The sequence below is a fragment of the Ruegeria sp. PrR005 genome (genome assembly GCF_010500245.1).
Taxonomy (GTDB): domain Bacteria; phylum Pseudomonadota; class Alphaproteobacteria; order Rhodobacterales; family Rhodobacteraceae; genus Ruegeria_B; species Ruegeria_B marisflavi.
Genome location: NZ_JAAGOX010000057.1, coordinates 81,851 through 104,471, shown reverse-complemented (window position 1 = coordinate 104,471; position 22,621 = coordinate 81,851). Strand labels below are relative to the sequence as shown.

General features: G+C 63.0%; 25 protein-coding genes. 12 read left to right on the top strand and 13 right to left on the bottom strand.

The features are described from left to right. Positions 1-191: 191 nt before the first annotated feature. The 3 genes from G0P99_RS23920 to G0P99_RS23910 form a co-directional block, all read right to left on the bottom strand. Positions 192-1,112: a manganese-dependent inorganic pyrophosphatase gene (locus G0P99_RS23920; protein ID WP_164133011.1), complete on the bottom strand. Its 921-nt coding sequence runs from the start codon at positions 1,110-1,112 to the stop codon at positions 192-194. Between the two features lie 103 nt (positions 1,113-1,215). Further along, complete coding sequence (locus G0P99_RS23915; protein ID WP_239059925.1) at positions 1,216-2,205, bottom strand: TraB/GumN family protein; 990 nt, start codon at positions 2,203-2,205, stop codon at positions 1,216-1,218. Between the two features lie 9 nt (positions 2,206-2,214). Beyond that, entirely contained in the window at positions 2,215-3,201 is a 987-nt protein-coding gene (locus G0P99_RS23910; RefSeq protein WP_164133009.1) for a TraB/GumN family protein, read from the bottom strand. A gap of 113 nt (positions 3,202-3,314) precedes the next feature. Here G0P99_RS23910 and G0P99_RS23905 point away from each other — a divergent pair, with 113 nt between their 5' ends. Further along, a complete protein-coding gene (locus G0P99_RS23905) occupies positions 3,315-3,980 on the top strand; it encodes a DUF2161 domain-containing phosphodiesterase (protein WP_164133008.1) in 666 nt (221 codons plus the stop codon). Here the strand turns inward: G0P99_RS23905 and G0P99_RS23900 are convergent. After that, positions 3,977-4,873: an alpha/beta fold hydrolase gene (locus G0P99_RS23900; protein ID WP_164133007.1), complete on the bottom strand. Its 897-nt coding sequence runs from the start codon at positions 4,871-4,873 to the stop codon at positions 3,977-3,979. The genes G0P99_RS23905 and G0P99_RS23900 overlap by 4 nt on opposite strands. A 231-nt stretch (positions 4,874-5,104) precedes the next feature. Here G0P99_RS23900 and groES point away from each other — a divergent pair, with 231 nt between their 5' ends. The 6 genes from groES (at position 5,105) to G0P99_RS23870 (ending at position 10,667) form a co-directional block, all read left to right on the top strand. After that, positions 5,105-5,392, top strand: a complete 288-nt coding sequence (groES, locus tag G0P99_RS23895) for a co-chaperone GroES (protein ID WP_011046635.1) — start codon at positions 5,105-5,107, stop codon at positions 5,390-5,392. A 62-nt stretch (positions 5,393-5,454) separates the two neighbouring features. Beyond that, positions 5,455-7,092 carry a chaperonin GroEL gene (gene groL, locus G0P99_RS23890; protein WP_164133006.1) on the top strand — a complete coding sequence of 546 codons (1,638 nt, stop codon included), beginning with the start codon at positions 5,455-5,457 and terminating at the stop codon, positions 7,090-7,092. Positions 7,093-7,267: 175 nt separating this feature from the next. After that, positions 7,268-7,738: a GNAT family N-acetyltransferase gene (locus tag G0P99_RS23885; RefSeq protein ID WP_164133005.1), complete on the top strand. Its 471-nt coding sequence runs from the start codon at positions 7,268-7,270 to the stop codon at positions 7,736-7,738. 129 nt (positions 7,739-7,867) lie between these two features. Next, a complete protein-coding gene (locus G0P99_RS23880) occupies positions 7,868-8,710 on the top strand; it encodes a DMT family transporter (protein ID WP_164133004.1) in 843 nt (280 codons plus the stop codon). A 38-nt stretch (positions 8,711-8,748) separates the two neighbouring features. Next, positions 8,749-9,522 (top strand): alpha/beta fold hydrolase, encoded by a 774-nt coding sequence (locus tag G0P99_RS23875; protein ID WP_164133003.1) that lies wholly within the window; start codon positions 8,749-8,751, stop codon positions 9,520-9,522. Further along, complete coding sequence (locus G0P99_RS23870) at positions 9,519-10,667, top strand: alpha-D-ribose 1-methylphosphonate 5-triphosphate diphosphatase (RefSeq protein ID WP_164133002.1); 1,149 nt, start codon at positions 9,519-9,521, stop codon at positions 10,665-10,667. The genes G0P99_RS23875 and G0P99_RS23870 overlap by 4 nt, the downstream gene beginning before the upstream one ends. A 132-nt stretch (positions 10,668-10,799) precedes the next feature. Here the strand turns inward: G0P99_RS23870 and G0P99_RS23865 are convergent, their stop codons facing one another. The 3 genes from G0P99_RS23865 to G0P99_RS23855 all read right to left on the bottom strand — a co-directional run bounded on the left by G0P99_RS23865 (position 10,800) and on the right by G0P99_RS23855 (position 12,649). Further along, positions 10,800-11,873 (bottom strand): 5-(carboxyamino)imidazole ribonucleotide synthase, encoded by a 1,074-nt coding sequence (locus G0P99_RS23865; RefSeq protein WP_164133001.1) that lies wholly within the window; start codon positions 11,871-11,873, stop codon positions 10,800-10,802. Continuing rightward, positions 11,866-12,354 carry a 5-(carboxyamino)imidazole ribonucleotide mutase gene (gene purE, locus G0P99_RS23860; RefSeq protein WP_164133000.1) on the bottom strand — a complete coding sequence of 163 codons (489 nt, stop codon included), beginning with the start codon at positions 12,352-12,354 and terminating at the stop codon, positions 11,866-11,868. The genes G0P99_RS23865 and purE overlap by 8 nt, the downstream gene beginning before the upstream one ends. Positions 12,355-12,424: 70 nt before the next feature. Further along, positions 12,425-12,649, bottom strand: a complete 225-nt coding sequence (locus G0P99_RS23855) for a YdcH family protein (RefSeq protein ID WP_164132999.1) — start codon at positions 12,647-12,649, stop codon at positions 12,425-12,427. Between the two features lie 166 nt (positions 12,650-12,815). Here G0P99_RS23855 and G0P99_RS23850 point away from each other — a divergent pair, with 166 nt between their 5' ends. The 4 genes from G0P99_RS23850 (at position 12,816) to G0P99_RS23835 (ending at position 15,306) form a co-directional block, all read left to right on the top strand. Continuing rightward, positions 12,816-13,229 (top strand): Hsp20 family protein, encoded by a 414-nt coding sequence (locus G0P99_RS23850; protein ID WP_263388848.1) that lies wholly within the window; start codon positions 12,816-12,818, stop codon positions 13,227-13,229. A 3-nt stretch (positions 13,230-13,232) separates the two neighbouring features. Further along, positions 13,233-13,457: a DUF1150 family protein gene (locus G0P99_RS23845; RefSeq protein WP_164132998.1), complete on the top strand. Its 225-nt coding sequence runs from the start codon at positions 13,233-13,235 to the stop codon at positions 13,455-13,457. A gap of 98 nt (positions 13,458-13,555) precedes the next feature. Then, positions 13,556-14,434, top strand: a complete 879-nt coding sequence (locus G0P99_RS23840) for a PhzF family phenazine biosynthesis protein (RefSeq protein ID WP_164132997.1) — start codon at positions 13,556-13,558, stop codon at positions 14,432-14,434. Next, the gene (locus G0P99_RS23835) at positions 14,431-15,306 is read left to right on the top strand and encodes a hypothetical protein (protein WP_164132996.1); all 876 of its coding nucleotides are present in this window, start codon (positions 14,431-14,433) and stop codon (positions 15,304-15,306) included. The genes G0P99_RS23840 and G0P99_RS23835 overlap by 4 nt, the downstream gene beginning before the upstream one ends. 65 nt (positions 15,307-15,371) lie before the next feature. Here the strand turns inward: G0P99_RS23835 and G0P99_RS23830 are convergent, their stop codons facing one another. The 4 genes from G0P99_RS23830 to trxB all read right to left on the bottom strand — a co-directional run bounded on the left by G0P99_RS23830 (position 15,372) and on the right by trxB (position 20,436). Then, positions 15,372-17,081, bottom strand: a complete 1,710-nt coding sequence (locus tag G0P99_RS23830; RefSeq protein ID WP_164132995.1) for a bifunctional sulfate adenylyltransferase/adenylylsulfate kinase — start codon at positions 17,079-17,081, stop codon at positions 15,372-15,374. Between the two features lie 193 nt (positions 17,082-17,274). Beyond that, a complete protein-coding gene (locus G0P99_RS23825) occupies positions 17,275-18,963 on the bottom strand; it encodes an adenylate/guanylate cyclase domain-containing protein (protein WP_164132994.1) in 1,689 nt (562 codons plus the stop codon). A gap of 71 nt (positions 18,964-19,034) precedes the next feature. Continuing rightward, positions 19,035-19,490: an RES family NAD+ phosphorylase gene (locus tag G0P99_RS23820; RefSeq protein WP_164132993.1), complete on the bottom strand. Its 456-nt coding sequence runs from the start codon at positions 19,488-19,490 to the stop codon at positions 19,035-19,037. 4 nt (positions 19,491-19,494) lie between these two features. Further along, the gene (trxB, locus tag G0P99_RS23815) at positions 19,495-20,436 is read right to left on the bottom strand and encodes a thioredoxin-disulfide reductase (protein WP_164132992.1); all 942 of its coding nucleotides are present in this window, start codon (positions 20,434-20,436) and stop codon (positions 19,495-19,497) included. 238 nt (positions 20,437-20,674) lie between these two features. On the opposite strand from trxB, the gene G0P99_RS23810 reads away from it, so the two are divergent. After that, on the top strand, positions 20,675-21,175 hold the full coding sequence (locus G0P99_RS23810; protein WP_164132991.1) for an Lrp/AsnC family transcriptional regulator: 501 nt from the start codon (positions 20,675-20,677) through the stop codon (positions 21,173-21,175). A gap of 97 nt (positions 21,176-21,272) precedes the next feature. On the opposite strand, the gene G0P99_RS23805 is transcribed toward G0P99_RS23810, so the two are convergent. Together G0P99_RS23805 and G0P99_RS24625 are read right to left on the bottom strand one after the other, a co-directional pair. Further along, positions 21,273-22,055: a Hint domain-containing protein gene (locus G0P99_RS23805; protein WP_164132990.1), complete on the bottom strand. Its 783-nt coding sequence runs from the start codon at positions 22,053-22,055 to the stop codon at positions 21,273-21,275. Between the two features lie 337 nt (positions 22,056-22,392). Continuing rightward, positions 22,393-22,539, bottom strand: coding sequence for a hypothetical protein (locus G0P99_RS24625; RefSeq protein ID WP_203583245.1), 147 nt, complete (start codon positions 22,537-22,539; stop codon positions 22,393-22,395). Between the last annotated feature and the right edge of the window lie 82 nt (positions 22,540-22,621).

Genomic DNA, 22,621 nt, shown 5'->3' with positions numbered 1-22,621 from the left:
ACCTCCGGTTGGTGAGATTTTGTTTTTATCAGTTTGGCCGGGCAGGACGCAGAGCCCTGCCTGCGGCGTAATAATGGAACGACCCGATTCCCGGGGTCGTTGACCGAAGTGTCTCATTATCGTGGCCACAAAAAAAGGGCGCGTATCCGCGCCCTTTCCAACCCGTTTGTCGGGTTTCGATCCTGGTGTCGTCAGACCTTCAGGTTCGGGATGATCTGCTTCTTGCGGCTCATGATGCCGGGCAGGACAACCGTATCGCCCGAGACCGAGGCGCCAAAGCTCTTTTCGGCCACTGTCTTGACCAGATCGTTGGGCACCAGCAGGGTGGCTTCCTCGTTCAGGATGTCGATCACGAACAGCAGCACTTGATCGGCGCCGTCTTCTTTGGCCACGTCGATCATCGAGGCCATCAGGCTGTCCTTGCGGTCCAGCAGCACCTTGGGCGCTGTGGTTTCCAGAACCGAGACCCGGAATTCCTTGCCGTCGACATTGTACTCTTTCGAGTCCATCCGCAGCAGTTCGGCATCCGAGAACGAGGACACGTCCGACTTGGCTGCGAACATCTCGGCGGCATAGGAGGGGATGTCGATTCCCAGATCGGCGGCCAGCTTCTCGGCCACGGCGCGGTCATGATCGGTGGTGGTGGGCGAGCGGAACTCCAGCGTGTCGCTGAGGATGCAGGTCAGCGCCGCGCCCTTGATCGCCTCGGGCATGCGCGCGGCATCGTCGCCCATCAGGTCGACCATGATGGTGGCGGTGCAGGCCAGCGGGCGCACGGTGATGTCGATCGGGCCCTTGGTTTTCAGCCCGCCGATCAGCGCGTGGTGGTCGATGATCTGGCGGATATCGGCGTCATTGACGCTGGCGGGCAGTTCGGCGGGGTTGTTGGTGTCCACGATCACTACCGGGGCGCCTGCGTCCACGTCCGAGATGATCTCGGGCTTGTCGAAACCCCAGCGGCTCAGCATGAAGGCCGCTTCGGTGTTGGGTTCGCCCAGCAGCACCGGTTTGGCGGCCTCGCCCTTTACCTCGTTCAGATACCAGGCCCAGACGATGGGCGAGCCGGTGGAATCGGTGTCGGGGGATTTGTGGCCAAATACCTGAATGGTCATGTGTCTATCCTGCGCAAGGTCAAATTTGCGCGCCTTATAGGGGCGCGGATCGGCATTGTCACGGGGGGCCGCGCAGGCTGCGACCCTTGGTCAGGTTTCCGCCTTAGAACGCGGCGCGTTCCAACGTATACCCCTCCAGCGCCAGGAGGTTCAGCAATCCACTTTCGCCGTGCAGGTGGCCCGCGCCAACGGCGATTACCGCAGTCTTGTCGCGGATATCCAGAATATGGCGCATCCAGTTGCGGTTGCGCCCCTCTACGAGGTCCAACATGAAACTTTCCCAGAGCGGATCGAACGACTCGGGCGACAAACCGGTGCGCGCCAGCGCGTCACGGCGCGAGAATTCGATGAACTCGGCATGGCGCTCTTCAAAGTAGATCTCGCTCAATGTCGCCAACTGGTCGGCATCGGCCCCCAGACTGCCCGAGAACATCTCCAACTCGCGCGCCTGCTCTTCGATCGGGGTGGCGGTGAACAGCGCCAGCAACTCCGCCCCGGTCTCCAGCGAATGCTGCGGCACGTCATGCATGTCCGCCAGAACCGACAGTCGCTTGTCCATGCCGCGCTTTGCCTCGGGATCGCGCATCAGGCAGGGCGGCAGCGACAGGACGGATCCCAACACCCAGGGCTGCATCTTTGCCCCCATCCAGGCCGGGACATTGCGCTCGGCCAGGGCCTGGGCGACGCGGTTCCATCCCTCTTCGCTCATCAGTTCGATCAGAGTCGGGCCTTCGGTGATCAGTGCCACCTTCGGGTTGCTCATGACCTCGCGCTCGAACGCGGCAAGGTCGGCGGCGTTCAGCTCGAACCAGACAGAATTCGCCCGCTCGATCAGCGGTTCCAGCCTGTCGGCGGCAGGCCCCATTCGGGGATCGTTGACATGCAGGGTGCCAATCAGGTGCAGCACGGTTATGCCCCGGGTCGCGACCCAATGGTTGCCCTCGGGATAGGGGGTCGCGGCAGCGGCCTGTTCCATCTCGGCGCGGACGTCGTTCGGCAAGTCGTCCCGCAGGTCGCGCCCTTCGCAGGCGGCAAAGGCCGCCATTGGCATTGTCAGAAACAGGAAAACGGCCAGAAATCGCATGGATGTCATTCGCACTCTTTAAAATTCCGCACGGCTCAGGCTGTAGCCGCGTTGTTTCAACAGGTTCAGCAGGCCGGCCTTTCCCGGCAGATGCGCGGCCCCGACCGCCACGACCAGAGTCTGCGCCTTGGTCCGCTGGATGACCGGCATCCAGGCCCGGTTGCGCTTGTCCAGGATATGCGTATCGAACTGGCGCAGCAGGCGGGACACTTCCTTGCGCGAAACGTCCAGGTCGCGATAGAGCGTCCAGTCCTCGATCAGCATTGCCTCGGCCAACCTCTCTTCGAAATAGGCGTTCGAAAGGGTCACGACCTGATCGTCGAAATTGAGCTCGCTCTTCATGTCCAGCACAAGTAGCTTGACCTGGTCGCGGATCGGGATGGCGGATAACGAGCTCATGCCGGTTCCCACCGCTTCCAGCGACCCAACCGGCACACCGGCCCGCGCCGCCAACAGCTCGATCCGGTCATCCAGGCCGCGATAGGCAAACAGCCCGCGCCCGCCGCAGCCCGAGCGGGACAAGTTCATCGAGATGAACCAGGGCTGCATACGGGCCAGAACTCTTTCATCGACCCCCTGCACCCGCATCTGAAGGCTCAGCATCTGCCACTCTTCCGGTTCCATCAGCTTGTCCAGTCCCGGAGAGCCCTTGGGTATCGTCAGGATCGAGGGCGTCTTGCGCAACGTGTCTTCGAGCGTGGCAAGCTGCTTGGCGGTGACTTCCAACAGCACGGCATCGGCGGTCTGGATCACCGGCGTGAGCTTTCGCATCACCGCCCGCATACGGCTGTCCCCTGTGTGCTGGGTTCCGATCAGATGGATACGTTGCGACCCTTTTGTCGCGATCCAGTGGTTGCCATAGGCAAACGGGACCTTCTTTATCTCGCGCGCCAGCAGCGCCTCGCCCTCGGGCGTCAACCGTGTCCGCAGATCGGTGCCGGTACAGCGGGCCTCGACCCCGGTTGCGGCCAGCAGGCCCAGGCAGAGTATCAGGGCGCGCAGCATGGGGCCTCCTTCAATCGCGAACTGAATCAACAGCTAAGGTTCACATTGGCCCGGGGCAAGTCACGCTTGGGTGCGCGATTGTATTGCCCCTCCAATGTGCCTAGCCTGCAACCATGCAGCGAGAGCAGGATCTATACCCACCAATCAAACAGATGCTGGAACGGCAGGGCTACACCGTCAAGGGTGAGGTCGGCGCCGCCGACATTGTCGCGCGGCGGGGCGATGAGCCGCCGGTAGTGGTGGAATTGAAACTGCGGTTCTCCCTTTCGCTGTTTCATCAGGCCGTGGCGCGTCTGGCCTTGACCGATACCGTCTATATGGCGGTCCTGCGGCCCAAGGGAAAAACGGCCCGGCGGGCATTACGCGACAATCTCGCGCTGTGCCGGCGGTTGGGGCTGGGCCTGATCACAGTGCGCGCCGATGGGCGGGTCGAGGTGCTGTGCGACCCCGGGCCCTACCAGCCGCGCAAGTCCAGGGCGCGGACGGACAAGTTGCTCCGAGAATTCGACCGCCTGACTGGCGATCCAAACGCGGGTGGTTCGACCCGGCATGGCATTGTCACCGCCTATCGCCAGGATGCGTTGCGCTGTGCCGCGCATCTGGCGGAGAACGGGCAGAGCAAAGGCAGCGAGGTCGCCCGCGCCACGGGCGTTACCACGGCAACCCGCTTGATGCGCGAAAACCACTATGGCTGGTTTCTACGGGTCGAGAAGGGGATCTATGGCATTACGGATGAAGGCCGCGCCGGATTGGTCCATTGGGCCTATAGCTGGACCTAGGCCCGCCGCGCGATGAAGTCGGTCACCATGTCAACCATGACCGGGGCGAGCGCGGGGGTGATGATATGGCCCATGCCTTTCACAGCGTGAAATTCGGAACCGGGAATCGTCTCGGCGATCTCTTCACCCATCGCCAGTGGGATCAGCGTATCGTCGGTGCCGTGGATCACCAGGCAGGGCAGGGTGACTTTGCGCAAGTCCGGCCGCCGGTCGGGGGCGTGCAGGATGGCCAGTACCTGGCGGTTCTTTCCGGCCGCATCGACCCCTCGATCCCAGGCGCGTGCGGCCATGGCGCGGATCTCCGCCTCGGGCATCGGATAACCGGGACTTCCCCACAACCCATGTTCAGCAACCTGCGCATCCAGATACTCTGCGCGCGTCACGTCGCGCACTAACAGGCTTTCAACCAGCGCCAGCATTTTCGCATGATCGTCGGGCGCCCGCTCGGTGAACGGGCTGCAAGCGGTCATCACAATGGTCGCTGACAGAATGCGGCCGGGGTGGTCGATGCACAGCTGTTGCAGCACTGCCCCTCCCATCGAGATGCCGAACATATGCGCGCGTTCGATCCCCAGCGCATCCATCAGGCCAGTGATATCGCCGACCATGTCCTCGATCCCGTAGGGTTTGGGAATATCCGCGCCGCCGCGTAGCAGGTCGAGAATTCTGTCGGCATCCCCCGGCACGCCCTCTGCCGGGCAGCGCTGGGTCAGGCCGACGTCGCGATTGTCAAACAGGATCACCCGGTATCCGGCCTTGGCAAAACCGTCATACAGCTCGGTCGGCCAATGCGCCAGCTGGCTGCCTTGCCCCCGGATAAGGATCAGCGGTACGCCGTCCGACGGTCCGTGCTCCTCGACCTCGATCCGAATGCCGTTTGCCTTGATCTGCATGTCGATTGTCCCGCGTCTGTCATACGGCATGCACTCTGCTTCGGGGGCACCCGGTTGTAAACCGTCTCCGTCCCGACAAAACCGGGTGATTTTTTTCCGGGCAAAGATGTTGACTCAGGCATTTCATGTCCCTAGCTATGCGCCGTTAGCACTCAGCAAGAGAGAGTGCTAATGCCTCTGACACAGAGCAGGGGGAGGGAAACAAACTTTGAGCCTCAAGGAGCTGCAAAGATGGCATTGAAACCGCTTCATGACCGCGTGCTGGTTCGCCGTACCGAAAGCGAAGAGAAAACAGCTGGCGGCCTGATCATCCCCGATAGCGCTAAGGAAAAGCCCAGCGAAGGCGTGGTTGTCGCCTGTGGCGAAGGCGCCCGCAAGGATAGCGGCGAGCTGATCGCGATGGCCGTCAAGTCGGGCGACCGGGTTCTGTTCGGCAAATGGTCGGGCACCGAAGTCACCGTCGATGGCGAAGAACTGCTGATGATGAAGGAAAGCGACATCATGGGGATCATCGAGTAAGCCGCGCGCTTCTCTGATCTCTGGTCGCAACATTCCAATCAAATTTCTCAAGGAGAAAGAACATGGCTGCTAAGGACGTCAAGTTCAACACCGAAGCCCGCAACAAGATGCTCAAGGGCGTCAACATCCTGGCCGACGCGGTCAAGGTGACCCTGGGCCCCAAAGGCCGCAACGTGGTTCTGGACAAGAGCTTCGGCGCGCCCCGCATCACCAAGGACGGTGTGTCGGTCGCCAAGGAAATCGAACTGGAAGACAAGTTCGAGAACATGGGCGCGCAGATGGTGAAAGAAGTCGCCAGCCGCACCAATGACGAGGCCGGCGACGGCACCACCACCGCGACGGTTCTGGCCCAGGCCATCGTCAAGGAAGGCATGAAATCGGTTGCCGCCGGCATGAACCCGATGGATCTCAAACGTGGTATCGACCTGGCCACCGCCAAGGTTGTCGAGGCCATCAAGGCCGCCTCGCGCCCCGTCAACGACAGCGCCGAAGTGGCGCAGGTCGGCACCATCTCGGCCAACGGCGAAACCGAAATCGGCCGCCAGATCGCCGAAGCCATGCAGAAGGTCGGCAACGAGGGTGTCATCACCGTCGAAGAGAACAAGGGTCTGGAAACCGAGACCGACGTGGTCGAGGGCATGCAGTTCGACCGTGGCTACCTGTCGCCCTATTTCGTCACCAACGCAGACAAGATGATCGCAGAACTCGAAGACTGCATGATCCTGCTGCACGAAAAGAAACTGTCCTCGCTCCAGCCGATGGTTCCGCTGCTCGAGCAGGTGATCCAGTCGCAAAAACCGCTTCTGATCATTGCTGAGGATGTCGAGGGCGAAGCCCTGGCAACCCTGGTGGTCAACAAGCTGCGCGGCGGCCTGAAGATCGCAGCCGTCAAGGCACCGGGCTTCGGCGACCGCCGCAAGGCCATGCTTCAGGACATCGCCATCCTGACCGGCGGTCAGGTGATCAGCGAAGACCTGGGCATGAAACTCGAGTCCGTGACCATGGACATGCTGGGCACCGCCAAGAAAATCTCGATCACCAAGGACGAGACCACCATCGTTGATGGCGCAGGCGAGAAGGCCGAGATCGAAGCACGTGTGGCCCAGATCCGCACCCAGATCGAAGAGACCACCAGCGACTACGACCGTGAGAAACTGCAAGAGCGCGTGGCCAAGCTGGCCGGCGGTGTTGCCGTGATCCGCGTCGGCGGCATGACCGAAGTCGAAGTGAAAGAGCGCAAGGACCGCGTCGATGACGCCCTGAACGCCACCCGCGCTGCCGTGCAGGAAGGTGTCGTTGTGGGCGGCGGTGTCGCTCTGGTTCAGGCGGGCAAGGTTCTGGCCGACCTGGAAGGCGCAAATGCCGACCAGACCGCCGGTATCAACATTGTGCGCAAGGCCATCGAAGCACCGCTGCGCCAGATCGCCGAGAACGCAGGCGTCGACGGCGCCGTGGTTGCCGGCAAGGTGCGTGAATCGGGCGATCCGGCCTTTGGCTTCAACGCGCAGACCGAAGAATATGGCGACATGTTCAAGTTCGGCGTGATCGACCCGGCCAAGGTTGTCCGCACCGCTCTGGAAGACGCGTCCTCGGTTGCTGGCCTGCTGATCACCACTGAAGCGATGGTGGCCGACAAGCCGCAAAAAGATGCCCCCGCAGGCGGCATGCCCGACATGGGCGGCATGGGCGGCATGATGTAAGCACGTCCGAGCCGATCGGAAAACAAGGGGTCGCTTTCGGGCGGCCCCTTATTCATTTCCGGTTAATGGGGAACAAAAGCACTTGGGAACCCGTGAATTCTGCGTGTGCGGCCTGTAATCACAGTTTGTTTCATGCAAGAAAGCGCAGCACCGCATATCCCGAGCAGATCCAGACATGAACCCGCTTCCCCCCGCAGTATTCCCTGACATGGTCGACGCCCTGTTGCGCGCGGCTTTTGAGGGTGAGGCAGAGGCGGAACTGGTGCGCGCGTTGCGGGCCGACCGGGATCTGGCGACCGAGATCGTCTATCAGGAATTCGGCCAGTTGCTGGGCTATGCCGCCCTGTCCTGGATGCGGGCGCCGGATGGGTGGCTGTGCCTGGCGCCTGTCGCCGTGTCGCCGGAACATCAGAACCGCGGCATCGGGTCCAAGGTCCTGAAACTGGCAATTGCCTGGGCAAAGGAACGCGATCTCACCATCGTTGTGCTTGGGGATCGGGATTACTACGGCAAGCGCGGTTTTTCCTCCAAGCGGGCAGCCAACCTGACCGCCCCCTATCCGGTCGAACATCTGTTGCTGGCCGGACCAGGCCAGAACGCACCGGCGTCGCGGCTGATCTACCCCATTGCCTTCGGAGAGGCATGAAGGCAGGTTCTCTTCCGGCCATCCATCGTAGTCGTGATGTAGAAAGAGTTGCTTTCTGCCGCCGGTTTCGACCAAACAGATGGGCGGAAGCGGGACCAACGTCCCGGTAGAGCGATCCAAGGGGCCCTCATGCAGTTGTTTTTGCTCACAACCCTGACCATGGTGGCCTTTGCCGCCAATTCCATTCTGAATCGTTTTGCCGTGGCCGGAAATCTGGCGGACCCAGGGGCGTTTGCACTGCTGCGCTTGTTCGCGGGCGCTGCCATGCTGGTGTGTCTGGTCCTCTGGCAACACAAGCCGCTGCCGCTTTTCCATCGCAAGAGAATAGTGGGCGCCGGGGCCTTATCATTGTACATGGTCGCGTTTTCACTCGCTTACCTCAGCCTGGATGCGGGTCTGGGCGCGCTGATCCTGTTTGGCGTTGTGCAGATCACCATGTTCGGCTGGACCGCCGTGTCGGGTATCCCGCCTACGGTCCGTCAGATCATCGGGGCTGTGGTCGCTTTTTCCGGCCTGACCTGGATTCTATGGCCAGCCGGTGGCGTGCGCGTTGATCTGGTTGGCGCCGGTCTGATGGGGCTGGCAGGTCTGGGATGGGCCGCATACACGCTTGCCGGGCGTCTTGAAACGGATGCGTTGTCGGCGACCAGCGCGAACTTTGTCATGGCCTTGCCGGTTTCGGCTGCCGCGATCCTGATGCTGGGCACATCTCTTGCCTTGACCTGGGAAGGGGCCGCCTTGGCCGTGATCTCTGGCGCGGTGACGTCTGGATTGGGCTATGCGCTCTGGTACCGTCTGGTGCCGCGCCTCGGATCCGCGCGCGCCGCAACGGTGCAGCTTTCCGCCCCTGCCATCGCCGTCCTGGCTGGCGTGCTTCTGCTGGGAGAGGATCTCCCGCTCCGGCTGCTCCTCGGGGGCGTGCTGTTGCTGGGCGGTATCGCGCTTTCCATCCGTCGCACGCCCGCGCGTTGAGGGTTTCGCACGCCGGTAAATCGCAGTATCTCCCGCCTATGCGTCTGGTATTGTCCCTGTTTCTGTTGCTTCTGCCTGCGCCGCTTTGGGCGGATTGCGTCGTGATGTTGCATGGGCTGGCACGCACCGAGGCGTCCTTTACCCTGATGGACGAGGTGTTCGAGGCGCGGGGTTTGCGCGTTGTGCGTCCGGGCTACCCCTCGACGGACCTGCCGATCCCCGAACTGGCACAAGACACTCTGCCTGCGGCGGTGGCGCAATGTTCGGGCGAAACGATCCACATGGTGGCGCATTCGATGGGCGGCATCCTGATCCGCCAGTGGCTGCTGACAAATCGCCCCGCCGGGCTTGGCCGCGTTGTGATGCTGGGGCCGCCGAACCAGGGCAGCGAACTGGTTGACGAACTGGGCGCCTGGGAGGTGTTCGGCCGTCTGAACGGCCCGGCCGGGCTGGCGCTGGGAACCGGGCCGGACAGCGTGCCGCGCAAACTACCGCCGGTGGATTTTCCGCTGGGCGTGATCGCCGGGGACAACACGCTGAACCCGGTCTTTTCGTCGATCATTCCCGGGCCCGACGATGGCAAGGTTTCGGTCGCCTCGACCAAGGTTGCCGGCATGACGGACCACATCGTCTTGCCTGTCACGCATACATTCATGATGAACAACCCGCGTGTGATCGCCCAGACCCTCTTCTTTCTCGAAAACGGCCGTTTCGATCCCGAGCTGACCTGGATCGATTCCGTGTTCGGCGCGTTCGACAAGGGATGCCTGGGCGCAAACTGCGCGAATGGATCGGGGACCCGTGGCCGATGACCTCTCTTGAACTGACACTCACCGGCGCGCAGGTCCTGCTTCCGAGCGGACTGGAACGGGCCGATCTGAGCCTCGCCGATGGCTGCTTTGTGTCCTCGGCAACCGGCCGCAGGATCGACCTTGCGGGATATCTGGTGCTGCCGGGGATTGTCGACCTGCACGGCGACGGTTTCGAACGGCACATGGCGCCACGGCGCGGCGCCATGAAAGAGATGGCCGAGGGCGTCGTCGCGGCCGAGGCCGAACTGGCCGCCAACGGCATCACCACCGCCGTCATGGCGCAGTTCTGGAGCTGGGAGGGCGGCTTGCGCAGCCCCGAGTTCGCGGCCGGAGTGTTCCGGGCGATTCAGCAAGTGCGCGAACAGCTGGTGACGGACTTGATCCCTCAACTCCGGTTCGAGACCCATATGCTCGATGACTATGAGGCGTTGCCGGACCTTCTGGAGGAATGGCAGGTTCCTTATCTGGTGTTCAACGATCACCTGCCGCATGACCGCTTGGCAGAAGGGCGCAAGCCGCCGCGACTGGCTGGGCAGGCCCTGAAGGCGGGCCGCAGCCCCGAGGCGCATCTGGAGATGCTCATGGCGCTGCATGCCAACGGTGACAGAGTGCCCGCCGCGCTCGATGCGCTCTGCCTGGAGCTACAGGGCAGGGGGGTGATCATGGCCAGCCATGACGACCACAGTGCGGCCGATTGTGCCGCCTGGCAAGCGCGTGGCCTGCGCATCTCGGAGTTTCCGGAAACCGCCGAAGCGGCCGAGGCCAGGCGTGCGGCAGGCGGGCATGTCATCCTCGGCTCGCCCAACGTGGTGCGCGGCGGCTCGCACAAGGGCAATGCCAGCGCGGTGGAACTGATCGCCATGGGCTATTGCGATGCGCTGGCCTCGGACTATCACTACCCCAGCCCGCGCCGGGCCGCCTTGATGCTGGCCCGCACCGGCGTTCTCGACCTGCCAGCGGCCTGGGCATTGGTGAGTTCCGGCCCCGCAAAGATCCTCGGGCTGAGCGACCGGGGAGAGCTGGCGCCCGGCAAACGTGCAGATCTGGTGATCCTCGATGCGCAGAACCATAGGGTCGCTGCGACTTTTGCCGGTGGCCGCGTCAGCTATTTGTCCGGCGATGTGGCGACCCGCTTCCTGAGCTAAGCGCTTTCACCTTGCCGGGAAATACTCCCGCCGGAGGCATCGCGCACAGCGCGACAGGGGCTGCGCCCCGCCTCAGGCCCGGCGGGCCATCGGCGTCGCGCGCGAAATCCGGGACGGATTTCGCAGCCTGTTTCAGCCTTTGCGCTTGATCCGGTTGACATGGCCCATCTTGCGGCCGGGTTTCACCTCGGCTTTGCCGTAAAGATGCAACGCCAGATCGCGCTCGGCCACCAGCTCCGGCACACGCTCCATGTCGGCGCCGATCAGGTTCTCCATGACCACATCGGCATGGCGCTGCCCGTCGCCCAGCGGCCATCCCGCCACCGCGCGGATATGCTGCTCGAACTGATCCACGGCGCAGCCGTTCTGGGTCCAGTGGCCTGAGTTATGCACCCGGGGCGCGATCTCGTTCACGATCAGCCCGGCCGGCGTCACGAACAGTTCCACCCCCATCACGCCCACATAATCGAGCGCATTCAGGATCCGCGCCGCCAGCAGCACCGCGTCGGTGCGCTGCGCCGCACTTAGCCGTGCGGGCACGCTGGTGGTGTGCAGGATACCGTCGCGATGCACATTCTCGCCGGGATCGAAACAGGCAACCTGCCCGTCGAGCCCGCGCGCGGCAATGACCGAGACCTCGTGGCTGAACTCCACGAACCCTTCCAGGATCGCGGGCGCACCGGCCATATCGGCCAGCGCCGCCGCCGCATCCCCGGGTGACTTCAGCCGCGCCTGCCCCTTGCCGTCATAGCCAAAGCGCCGGGTCTTGAGGATCGCTGGCGTGCCGATCTCACCAATCGCGGCCTCGAGGCTCGCCAGATCGGTGACATCGGCAAAAGGCGCCGTCATCAGGCCCAGATCGCGCAGAAAGCTCTTTTCGGTCAACCGGTCCTGGCTCACCCGCAGCGCCTCGCGTCCGGGCCGGATCGGGCGGTGCGCCTCGAGGATATCCAGGGCTTCGGTCGGGATGTTCTCGAACTCGTAGGTGATCACGTCGACCGCGGCGGCGAACTGTGCCAGCGCTTCGGCATCGTCATAGCCTGCGGTGGTGACGCGGTCGGCCACCTGACCGGCGGGCGGGTTGGCACCCGGCTCGTAGATGTGGGTGACAAAACCCAGTCGCGCGGCGGCAACCGACAGCATCCGGCCCAACTGGCCGCCGCCCAGAATACCGATCCGCGCCCCCGGTTTCAGCGCCTCACTCATCGACCGGCTCCTCGGGGATCGAGGCCGAAAGTGCCGCGCGCCAGGCGTCCAGCCGTTCGGCCAGATCCGCGTCCTGCAAGGCGAGGATGCCGGCCGCCATCAGCCCCGCATTGGCAGCCCCCGCCGCCCCGATCGCCATGGTGGCGACCGGATAGCCCTTGGGCATCTGCACGATGGAATAAAGCGAATCGACCCCCGACAGCGCCCGGGTCTGCACCGGCACGCCAATCACCGGCACCCGCGTCTTGGAGGCCATCATCCCCGGCAGATGCGCCGCCCCGCCGGCTCCGGCGATGATCACCTGCAAGCCACGCCCGGCAGCGGCGCGGCCATAGTCCCACAACCGGTCCGGGGTGCGATGCGCCGAGACGATCCGCGCCTCGTAAGCCACGCCCAGTTCATCCAGAATTTCTGCTGCCTGCTTCATGGTGGGCCAGTCCGACTGGCTGCCCATGATGATCCCTACCTTGACCCCGGCCATGCGCTCCGCTCGCTTTGAAAGGAGCGCGCACTATAGCCAAATCGCACCGGCTGGCAATGCGGCAAGGGCGTCAGGCAATGATATCCGGGGTCAGTCGGTCCTCGATCAGGGCGATCATGTCCTTCAGGCGCAATTTCTGCTTTTTCAGCCGCTTGATGGTCAACTGATCCGCCGTGCCTTTTTCCTCGAGCGCGGAAATCGCCTCGTCCAGGTCGCGATGCTGGCGGCGGAACACTTCCAGTTCCACGCGCAGCACGTCATCGGATTTCATCGAAAGATCGCTGGGTGCATTCATGAAGCGACTCGCAAGACGGTGCCAGAGGTGTCCGTAAGGATACGCATTCACACAGTTTTCGGCCAGACCTTGTGATGCGCGCCTTTTCTTCCCATATTCCTTACATGCGGCTGCCGTTGTCGGGGTCGCGCCAGAACGTCGCTTTTCTGATAAGGACGAGATACACGTGTCGAAACTTACTCTGAACTCTTACCCTCACATGCTGGGTTTCGAGCAACTGGAACGCTTGCTGGAACGGTCGGCCAAATCCGGAAACGAGGGTTACCCGCCGTACAACATCGAGCAGACCTCAGATCACTCCTATCGCATCACCCTGGCCGTCGCGGGATTTGCCGAAGACGATCTGGTGATCACTGTCGAAGACCGGCAGCTGGTGATCCGGGGACGTCAGCGCGACGACAGCGAAGGGCGGATCTTCCTGCATCGTGGCATTGCCGCGCGACAGTTCCAGCGCATGTTCGTGCTGGCTGACGGGGTCGAAGTGGGCGAGGCCGTGATGGAAAACGGTCTGCTGCATGTCGACCTGACCCGGGCTGTGCCGCAATCGGTGGTGCAGACGATCAACATCAGGAAAGGGTAAGAAATGCACACTCCCTATGATTTCAAGGATGACGGCGACCGGATCGTCTATGTGAAGGCGGTGGATGTCGCCGATCTGCCGGACGAGGTGCGCCAGCAGGCCGGGGATCGCGACCATCTCTATGCGGTTCACAACGCGCAAGGAGAGCGGCTGGCCCTGGTTGCCGACCGCAAGATGGCCTTTGTCCTGGCCCGCCAGAACGACCTGTCGCCGGTCACGGTGCACTGATCCCCGTATAGCGTTATGGTGCCCGGCGTTTCCCGCGTGACAACGGGACCAAAACCGCCGAAACATGCAGTCCTGTGACATGAACCAGGAACAGCACCATGGATTGGCACGATTTCGACTGGGTGGATGCCTTCTCAGCGCGGCCCTTTGGCGGCAACGGCTGTGCTGTGGTGCATGGCGGTTCGCATCTGTCGGTCGAGACGTGCATGGCCTTTGTGCGCGAAACCTCTCTGGTGGAATGCACGTTTACCGGCCCCTCCGACGTGGCCGACGTGCGGGTACGCTATTTCCTGGCCAGCCGCGAGATTCCCTTTGCCGGTCACCCCACCATCGCCACAGTCGCGGCCATGCGCGCGCGCGGATTCCTCGAAAAGGATGACCTGGTGCTGGAAACCGGGGCGGGACTGGTACCGATCCGCATCCGGGGGGACGATATCGAAATGACCCAGATCGCGCCCCGGTTCGGGGCGCAGATCCCGGTGGATCTGGTGGCGCGCGTCATCGGCTTGCCCGCCGACGCTATCGTCTCGCCGCCGCAGATGGTCTCGACCGGCCTGCCGTTCTGCATCACCGTCTTGCGGGACCGCGCCGCGCTTGATGCGGCGGTGCTGAATGTCGACGCCTTGCGTGACCTGGCCGCCAGCCAGGGGTACAAGGGCTCCGACATGCTCGAACCCTTCATGGTCACGCTGTCCGGCGCGACCCTGGCGGGCGACACCTATGCCCGCCTGCTGATCGCGCCGCCCAGCCCGCCCGAGGATCCCTTTACCGGTTCGGCCACCGGCGCCATGGCCGCCTATCTTTGGAAACATGGTCTGATGGACAAGGAGACCTTCACCGCCGAGCAGGGGCACGGCATGGGGCGGCCGGGGCAGGCGCGCGTCACGCGCGTTGGTCCGGCGCAGGCGATGACAGGGGTCAAGGTTGCCGGTCAGGGCTTTGTCCTGATGCGTGGACAGGTCTGTTTACCCCAATGACACCGGCCCGCGATACCGCCATTGCCATCCTCCCCTACGGCCAGCGTCTAGGGCCGGATCTAGCCCGGATGCCGGTGGATCGGCTCAGTTGGCCGCTGGGCTGTCCGGCGCGCCTCTCCGGGGCCACTGTCGGCGACCTTGGGCCGGATGATCACCTGATCGTCTACCCCCGGACGGATACGCATTTCCGCCTGCAACGGGGAACCCGGGCGCAGATTTCGCTGATCATGGCCGAACCGGCGGTGATCCATGGCAAGCACTATGCGCTGTTGCGCCTGACCTGGCGGCGGTTCTTTCGGGTTCTGACCTTCAACCAGGAGGCACTCGGCCGCCTGCCTAACGCACGGCTTGTGCCCTTCGGCACGACCTGGGTTCCCGAATGGCGCGGCCTGACCCCGTCGAAAACGAAAAACTGCTCCCTGATCGCCTCTGCCAAGCGCGACAGCGAGGGTCACAAGCTGCGCCATGCCGTCGTGGACTGGGCGCGTGCAACGGGGCAGGCGATGGATGTTCTGGGTCGCGGCTATCAGCCGTTCGAGACCAAGGCCGACGGTCTCGCACCTTACCGCTATTCCGTCGTGATCGAAAATGTGCGGGAACGGAACTACTTTTCCGAAAAACTTCTCGACGCGGTGTTTTGTGAAACGGTGCCGATCTATTGGGGCTGCCCGAATATCGACGATTTCGTCGATCCTGCGGCGATGATCCTGTGCGAGACAGAGGAAGAGGTTCGCGCCGCCGTGCTTCAGGTTGGTCCAGAAGATTACGCTGCGCGCCTACCCGCCCTGCGGGCCCTGAGGGAACAGCTTGCGCCGTTTGCCGATCATGAATTGCGGGCCGCGCGCATGATTCGGAATGAGATCGGCGGCTGACTCCCGCAGTTTTACAGCGCACCAAAGAAAAAGGCCCGGGAGGTTCTCTCCCGGGCCGTTTGAATTCAGCCTGTGATCAGGCCCATGCTTTCCAGCATCAGCAGAACCTGATGCGCGCAGTTGTCGACATCCACATTCTCGGTCTCGACGCGCAGCTCGGGGTTCTCCGGTACGTCATAGGGGTCCGAAATACCGGTGAACTCCTTGATCTTGCCTTCGCGGGCCAGCTTGTAGAGCCCCTTGCGGTCGCGGCGTTCGCATTCCTCGATCGTGGTGGCGACATGCACTTCGCAGAAGGCGCCATAGGCTTCGACCATCTCGCGCACGGCGCGGCGAGTGGCGGCATAAGGCGCGATCGGGGCGCAGATGGCGATGCCACCATTCTTGGTGATCTCGCTTGCGACATAGCCGATGCGCTTGATGTTGATGTCGCGGTGCTCTTTCGAGAAGCCCAGCTCGCTTGACAGATGCTTACGCACCACGTCGCCATCCAGCAGGGTGACCGGGCGACCGCCCATTTCCATCAGCTTGACCATCAGCGCGTTGGCGATGGTCGATTTGCCCGAGCCCGAGAAACCGGTGAAGAACACGGTAAAGCCCTGTTTCGACCGCGGCGGCGAGGTGCGGCGCAGTTCCTTGACCACTTCGGGGAACGAGAACCACTCGGGGATCTCCAGCCCTTCGCGCAGGCGGCGGCGCAGTTCTGTGCCCGAGATGTCGAGCACGGTCGACCCTTCGGGAACCTCGGAAACCGGATAATACTGGGCCTTCTCCTGCACATAGACCATGTGCTTGAAGTCCACCATTTCCAGGCCGATCTCGTCCTGATGCTTCTTGAACAGTTCCTGCGCGTCGTAGGGACCATAGAAATCCTGACCCTGACTGTTCTTGCCGGGGCCGGCATGGTCGCGGCCGACGATGAAATGGGTGCACCCGTGGTTGCGGCGGATGATCCCGTGCCAGACCGCCTCGCGCGGGCCTGCCATCCGCATCGCCAGATTCAACAGCGACATGGTGGTGGTGGCCGCCGGATATTTGTCCAGCACCGCCTCGTAACAGCGCACGCGGGTGAAATGATCGACGTCGCCCGGCTTGGTCATGCCGACAACCGGGTGGATCAGCAGGTTGGCCTGCGCTTCCTTGGCGGCGCGGAAGGTCAGTTCCTGATGCGCGCGGTGCAGCGGGTTGCGGGTCTGGAAGGCGACGATACGGCGCCAGCCCAGCTTGCGGAAAAATGCGCGCAGCTCGTTAGGCGTGTCGCGGCGGGCGCGGAAATCGTAATGCACCGGCTGCTGGATCCCGGTGACCGGGCCGCCCAGATAGACCTTGCCTGCGGTGTGATGCAGGTAGTTGACAGCCGGATGCGCCAGATCGTCAGCGCCAAAGACCATCTCGGCTTCGCGCGCTTTGTTCGGCACCCATTTGTCGGTCACGGTCATGGTGGCGAGGATCACGCCTTCCTGGTCGCGCAGCGCGATGTCCTGGCCGATCTCGATCTTGTCAGCAAACTCTTCCTTGACATCCAGGGTAATGGGCATCGGCCACAGCGTACCGTCGGTCAGGCGCATGTTCTCGACAACACCGTCGTAATCGGCTTCGCTCAGGAACCCTTTCAACGGATTGAAACCACCGTTCATCAGCAGTTCGAGATCGCAGATCTGGCGCGGCGTCAGATCGTGGCTTTGCAGGTCGGCTGCTTCCAGCTTCAGCTTTTGCGCGGACTCGTAGGAAACATACAGCTCCGGAATGGGAGCGAGATTACTCAACATGGTCATGGGAATACTCTGATACTTGAGATCGGTTTCGTGGGCGGATTCGGGCCATGCAATAGTCCCTGTTGCCTCTGAATGTCTAGGCCTCTGGGCGAACAAAGGGTAAATTGTGGCATTTGGCCAAAAAACGGGAACAGGGTGCCGTTCTGGCGTCCGGGATGCAAACTTTTTCAGGGCTTTGAGGCCAGAACCGAAATCAATCAGAACTCTGTTCCGTCGCTGTTTGCGGCAAGAAGAGGGTCGCGGCATCCGGGACGGGCAGGGCAAGAACGGGTTCCGGTACCCCCCGCAGCGAGAATTCCTGGAGATCGAGCGTTGCTGTATCGACCCCGGCCGCCTGCAACACAGCCTCCGAGATCAACAGTTCTACAACCAAGCCCTTGGTCTCGGCCTCAAGCCGGCTGGCGGCATTTACGGTATCGCCGATGATGGTGCGGGGGGCATGGCCGCCCGCCCCGATCTCGCCCAGCACCAGATTGCCCAGATGCAGGCCCATGCCGATCCGCACCGGTGCGGCGCCTTCGGCCACAAGCGTCCGATTGAACAGCTTCAGCGCCGCGCCAATGCTGCGCGCCGCTTCCAATCCGGCCCGGGCCGAAGTCGCGGCGTCCCGAGCTTCGAACACCGCCAGAAACCCGTCGCCCAGGTATTTGTCCACCGTACCACCCGCCCCGATGACCGAGGGCACGATCGCGTCAAAGAACCGGTTCAACAGGAACACCACGTCATAGGGTAACTGCCCGGTGGTGCGCGCGGTGAACCCGCGCATGTCCAGAAACAGCACCGCAAGCTGCCCTTCCTGCCCCTGGCTGGCATGCGCCCTGTTCCGGCCACCTTCGGGCCGGAAAACCCGAAAAACGGTGGCCGGGTCGGTCGGGCGAATCTGGCAGGCCAGGCGCGTGTTCGGCGGCGCCTTCACCGCGCGTAGGCTGGCCAGTTCCACCTCAGACGGCGGATGCAGCAAGTCGGAACCTTCCTCTATCACCACCCGGCAGGTGGTGCAGCGCCCCTTGCCACCGCAAAGCGCGGTGTGCGGGATGCCATGCAGGCGCGACATCTGAAGCAGGGTGAGGCCCCGCTCGGACACGATTTCTGGCCCGTCCACATAGCGGATGCGCACCGCGTTGCGCCGCCGCAGCAGCTTGCGCCCCGCATAGGTCGCCGCCGTCAGCGCCAGCAGCCCCCAGAATATCGCAAGGCCCGCATCCTTGACATCGAACAGCGCACCGAACGTGGCCAGATCGGGCCAGTTGTACGCCTCCATGTACCCGGGTCGCAGCGCGTCATCGCTGAATATGGCGAACATGCGCCGTCCCTCGGTCAGCAACCCGGCCAGGGCGAAAGAGGGCACCAGAACCGCCACGCCGATCATCCAGGGCACCCAGGCCTTCCACCATGAAGTGAGACGCAGCCAGAAATGCAGTCCGATACAGCCATGGGTCCAGACCACCAGCAGCAGGGCGCTTTGCTGCCAGACCGAGATATTGGGCCACATCAGGATGATGAGATAACTCATCTCATCCTGTACGCCGTAGACCTCGTGGGCATACCGCGTGTGAACCACATGCGCGATCAGTTGCAGCGGGATGAGCAGGCCCAGGACAACCTGTGCCGCCTCGGCGCGGGTCATCCGCAGGGTCTGCCGCCGCGCCAGCGTGACCATCGCCAGACCGGCATGCAGCAAAAGCGCGGTATATAGAATGACCGTGCCGATCAGGCTGCGGGAGAAGATCTGTCTGGCATCCTGAAATTCCTCCATCCAGACGGGGTCGATCAGGCCAAGGCCAACATTGATGAAATGGAAAAAGGCATAGGTGAACAGGACCAGTCCGCTCGCGATCCTGAGACGTGTCGCCAAACTGCCCCGCCAAAGTACGCTTGCCACCTTGCCCTCGCTTTGCGCTCTCTTGTGCAAAGTCTGGGTGGTGGTCCGGCTTTGGTCAAGTCACAGCCGGGTCAGGTGACCGCAAGCCAGGGGCTGGCGTCTCCGGCCTGACAGACCAAAGGCGCGCGTAGATCGAACAGAACGATATGGGTCAGGTCCGGACGCGACCGCGAGGAATAGAGCAGGCCCTGCGCGCCCTCCACCCGGGCGGCGTCGGAGAATGCCCAGGTGGGCGAGGGGGCACCGGCTTCGTGGATATCCTGCCATATGATCGAGGCGTCGCTGCGGCCGCGCAGGTCGGCCAGACGGACACCGGTCACCAGAAGTGGCAGGATCACACGAGGCGGGTCCTGTGGACCCACATAGCGCCGGATCGCCACGCCCGCGCCCTCGGGCGTCAGTGAGGCATAAAGCGCCGATTGGCCGGAATGGTGAAATCGCCCCTCGGGCGCACGCGCCGGGGCGGTGGGCGCCCCGGCCTGATCGGCGAACACTATTCTCCAGACGGTGCCGGAGAAGGGGATCACCGGATCACTCCTGCTCCGCCAGGAACCGTTCCGCATCGAGCGCCGCCATGCAGCCCATGCCGGCGCTGGTCACCGCCTGGCGGTACTTGTGGTCGGTCAGGTCGCCGGCGGCAAAGATGCCGGGGATCGAGGTCTCGGTCGTTCCGGGTTTGACCGTGACATAACCACCATTGTGCAGCTCCAGCACATCCTTGACCAACTCGTTCGCGGGCGCATGGCCGATGGCCACGAACACGCCCTTGCAGGGGATATCGGTGATCTCACCGGTCTTGACGTTACGCACCTTGACCCCCTCGACGCCCAGCGGGGCGTCGGTGCCATAGACCTCTTCCAGCTGGTGGAACCAGAGCGGCACGATCTTTTCGTTCTTGAACAGGCGGTCTTGCAGGATCTTCTCGGCGCGCAGCTCGTCGCGACGGTGGATCAGCGTCACCTTGGAGGCGAAATTGGTCAGAAACAGCGCCTCTTCGACAGCGGTATTGCCGCCACCGATCACCACGATCTCTTGTCCGCGATAAAAGAACCCGTCGCAGGTGGCGCAGGCCGAAACGCCAAAGCCCTTGAACTTCTCCTCGCTCTCCATCCCCAGCCATTTGGCGCGGGCGCCGGTGGCCAGGATCACCGCGTCGGCGGTATAGGTGGTGCCGCTGTCGCCCTTGGCGACAAAGGGGCGCGCCGAGGTGTCGAGCGAGGTGATGATATCGCCGATGATCTCACAGCCCATCGCCTTCGCATGGGCCTCCATCCGTACCATCAGGTCGGGACCCTGCACCTCGGTATCGCCGGGCCAGTTCTCGACCTCGGTGGTGGTGGTCAGCTGGCCGCCCGGCTCGATCCCCTGCACCAGGATCGGTTGCAGCATGGCGCGGCTGGCATAGACGCCGGCGGTATATCCGGCAGGCCCGGACCCGATGATCAGAACCCTGGTGTGGCGTGTCTCGGCCATGATATCCCCATTCAATTGGCTTGGCGGCATGCCGCCTGTCGAGGATCGCATATAACGGTCCGGGGCGCGGTCTTAAACCCCTTTGCACATGCTCGTGTATCGCTTTGCCCGCAACAGGGGCATCGCGTTCCCGGGGCGACGCAAAAGCAGTTGAAATCAGAAAATTGCGCAACCGCGAAATAATATTGCGCAGCCGCAGCCTGCTGCTATAAGAACTGCAAAAATACGGGAGTTGTTCATGGTCGCTCATCGACTGGACGAAATAGACCGCAAGATTCTGGCAGAACTACAGGCCGATGGTCGGATGACCAACGTCGAGCTGGCAAAGCGGGTGGGAATCTCGGCGCCACCCTGCTTGCGGCGGGTGCGCGCGCTCGAAGAACAGGGGTTGATCCGCGGTTATCACGCCGAGGTGAACGCGCGCGAACTGGGGTTCGAGGTGCAGGTCTTCGCGATGGTCGGGCTGGAAAGCCAGGCCGAGGTTGAACTCAACGCCTTCGAAGAGAGATGCCGCAACTGGCCGCTGGTTCGGGAATGCCACATGTTGAACGGCGAGGTGGACTTCATGCTCAAATGCGTGGCGCCCGACCTCAGCAGCTTTCAGAGTTTTCTGACCGGTCAGCTTCTGTCGACCCCCAACGTCGCCAGCGTCAAGACCTCGCTGGTCATTCGCGGTGCGAAGGACGAACCCGGCGTTCCATTCGATGTTCTCGAGGAGCGCCTGAGCCGTTCGGCGTGAGGGCCGAAGCCTTGCTCTGTCTGCCCGCAATGGGCGGCAGGGCCAGGGCGGCAATCGTACAAAGCAACCAGTTAATCAATAAACCCATTGTCCCCTCTCACGCCGAGATTGCGTCGATTTCACCATCGCCCGCGCGCGGGAAGGCCTGCGGACCAAAATCGGTCAACTGGTCGATATGGTGAAACAGGTTCAGGTAAAGCGACCGGATGGCGTGGCTCAGAACGCGAACCGCCTGAACCCCGGGATGGTATGTCTCGAACTGCAACCCATCCACCCGGATCACCGCATGGCGGCGCAGGCAGATGTGGAACACCTCGACCGGCGTCGGCGGCGCAGTTTCGATGATCCCCATGCCATCCACGAAATGCTGGATCGGGGTCAGCATCGGCTGATCTCCTGCCAGGGCGCGCAGATGCCCGGGTGTTGCAAGCAGCCGGGCGGACGGTCCCGCGACCACACCCGACAGCGGGCGCTGCATGCCAAAGGCATCCGACATGATTCGGGTCAGCTTGTACTCGCGGCCGGTCGCCGAAACACGGCCAGGCACGATCACGGTAGAGCCTTTCCACAGGATCTCCTGCGCTGATCCGTCCTGGGTGATTACCCGGTCGCCCGGCAGCAGGTCTTCGATCGCCATGGGCCCGCAATCGGTATCGACCAGCGACCCCCGCGAAAACGCGCAAAAGGCATCCTCGAACAAGGGCAGGGCCGGGGCGATATGACGGGTCTGAACGACGTTCCCCTTGCCGAGCAGCGTGCTGACCTCGTACCGGCGCATCTGGGGGCGCTGCGGCGCCCGCAGGGCAGCCGGATCCTGCAAAAGCGGACTTGTATGCAAAGCATTGCGTGCGGCACGCGCAAGCGAGTGGGGGATCGTCATGGCTATTCGGCCCTTTCCATTTCGGGTCGCATCTGCATCGGCCCCCACCGACGACGTCAGACGGACGAGTTGTCCTTATCTGATCGGCTAGAACATGCCGTATGACGGTTCAAATTGTCAAAAAAACCGTCAGATCAGGCGTGTTCCCGTGGCCAATACGTGATTCCCTGCAAAACTGTTTCCAACTGGGCGGGTTATTGCCCGAACTCACTACCTTTGCCCCAGACCCGCCCCGCCAAATCTGGCGAGGCGGGCTCTTGTGCCGGGCCGGTCAGGGGCAGCGTCCGGTCCCGGGTCCTCGGAGGGGCAAGCAACGGCCCTCCGGATTGTCCCATGCTCAGGCCGAACGGGCCTGGGGCAATGCTTCAGGGGTCTTTCTGCGCGCGATCATCGCCGCTCTGCGCGCACCACGCGACCAGGGCATCTGGACTTCGGTCTTGGCCGCCGAGGCGATCACGGATTTGACGAAGCGTGTTTTGGCCATGTGTATTCTCCTGCGTGGCGCCGCCGTTGCGGTTTCGAACTTGCTTGCCCGTAAACTGACAGAGGTTTGAGGCAGGTCTGGG

What these genes read in the sequence shown, in the direction of transcription:
- G0P99_RS23920 (WP_164133011.1), bottom strand. Translation starts at nt 1,112, where the DNA reads ATGACCATTCAGGTATTTGGCCACAAATCCCCCGACACCGATTCCACC.
- G0P99_RS23915 (WP_239059925.1), bottom strand. Translation starts at nt 2,205, where the DNA reads ATGACATCCATGCGATTTCTGGCCGTTTTCCTGTTTCTGACAATGCCA.
- G0P99_RS23910 (WP_164133009.1), bottom strand. Translation starts at nt 3,201, where the DNA reads ATGCTGCGCGCCCTGATACTCTGCCTGGGCCTGCTGGCCGCAACCGGG.
- G0P99_RS23905 (WP_164133008.1), top strand. Translation starts at nt 3,315, where the DNA reads ATGCAGCGAGAGCAGGATCTATACCCACCAATCAAACAGATGCTGGAA.
- G0P99_RS23900 (WP_164133007.1), bottom strand. Translation starts at nt 4,873, where the DNA reads ATGCAGATCAAGGCAAACGGCATTCGGATCGAGGTCGAGGAGCACGGA.
- groES (WP_011046635.1), top strand. Translation starts at nt 5,105, where the DNA reads ATGGCATTGAAACCGCTTCATGACCGCGTGCTGGTTCGCCGTACCGAA.
- groL (WP_164133006.1), top strand. Translation starts at nt 5,455, where the DNA reads ATGGCTGCTAAGGACGTCAAGTTCAACACCGAAGCCCGCAACAAGATG.
- G0P99_RS23885 (WP_164133005.1), top strand. Translation starts at nt 7,268, where the DNA reads ATGAACCCGCTTCCCCCCGCAGTATTCCCTGACATGGTCGACGCCCTG.
- G0P99_RS23880 (WP_164133004.1), top strand. Translation starts at nt 7,868, where the DNA reads ATGCAGTTGTTTTTGCTCACAACCCTGACCATGGTGGCCTTTGCCGCC.
- G0P99_RS23875 (WP_164133003.1), top strand. Translation starts at nt 8,749, where the DNA reads ATGCGTCTGGTATTGTCCCTGTTTCTGTTGCTTCTGCCTGCGCCGCTT.
- G0P99_RS23870 (WP_164133002.1), top strand. Translation starts at nt 9,519, where the DNA reads ATGACCTCTCTTGAACTGACACTCACCGGCGCGCAGGTCCTGCTTCCG.
- G0P99_RS23865 (WP_164133001.1), bottom strand. Translation starts at nt 11,873, where the DNA reads ATGAGTGAGGCGCTGAAACCGGGGGCGCGGATCGGTATTCTGGGCGGC.
- purE (WP_164133000.1), bottom strand. Translation starts at nt 12,354, where the DNA reads ATGGCCGGGGTCAAGGTAGGGATCATCATGGGCAGCCAGTCGGACTGG.
- G0P99_RS23855 (WP_164132999.1), bottom strand. Translation starts at nt 12,649, where the DNA reads ATGAATGCACCCAGCGATCTTTCGATGAAATCCGATGACGTGCTGCGC.
- G0P99_RS23845 (WP_164132998.1), top strand. Translation starts at nt 13,233, where the DNA reads ATGCACACTCCCTATGATTTCAAGGATGACGGCGACCGGATCGTCTAT.
- G0P99_RS23840 (WP_164132997.1), top strand. Translation starts at nt 13,556, where the DNA reads ATGGATTGGCACGATTTCGACTGGGTGGATGCCTTCTCAGCGCGGCCC.
- G0P99_RS23835 (WP_164132996.1), top strand. Translation starts at nt 14,431, where the DNA reads ATGACACCGGCCCGCGATACCGCCATTGCCATCCTCCCCTACGGCCAG.
- G0P99_RS23830 (WP_164132995.1), bottom strand. Translation starts at nt 17,081, where the DNA reads ATGACCATGTTGAGTAATCTCGCTCCCATTCCGGAGCTGTATGTTTCC.
- trxB (WP_164132992.1), bottom strand. Translation starts at nt 20,436, where the DNA reads ATGGCCGAGACACGCCACACCAGGGTTCTGATCATCGGGTCCGGGCCT.
- G0P99_RS23810 (WP_164132991.1), top strand. Translation starts at nt 20,675, where the DNA reads ATGGTCGCTCATCGACTGGACGAAATAGACCGCAAGATTCTGGCAGAA.
- G0P99_RS23805 (WP_164132990.1), bottom strand. Translation starts at nt 22,055, where the DNA reads ATGACGATCCCCCACTCGCTTGCGCGTGCCGCACGCAATGCTTTGCAT.
- G0P99_RS24625 (WP_203583245.1), bottom strand. Translation starts at nt 22,539, where the DNA reads ATGGCCAAAACACGCTTCGTCAAATCCGTGATCGCCTCGGCGGCCAAG.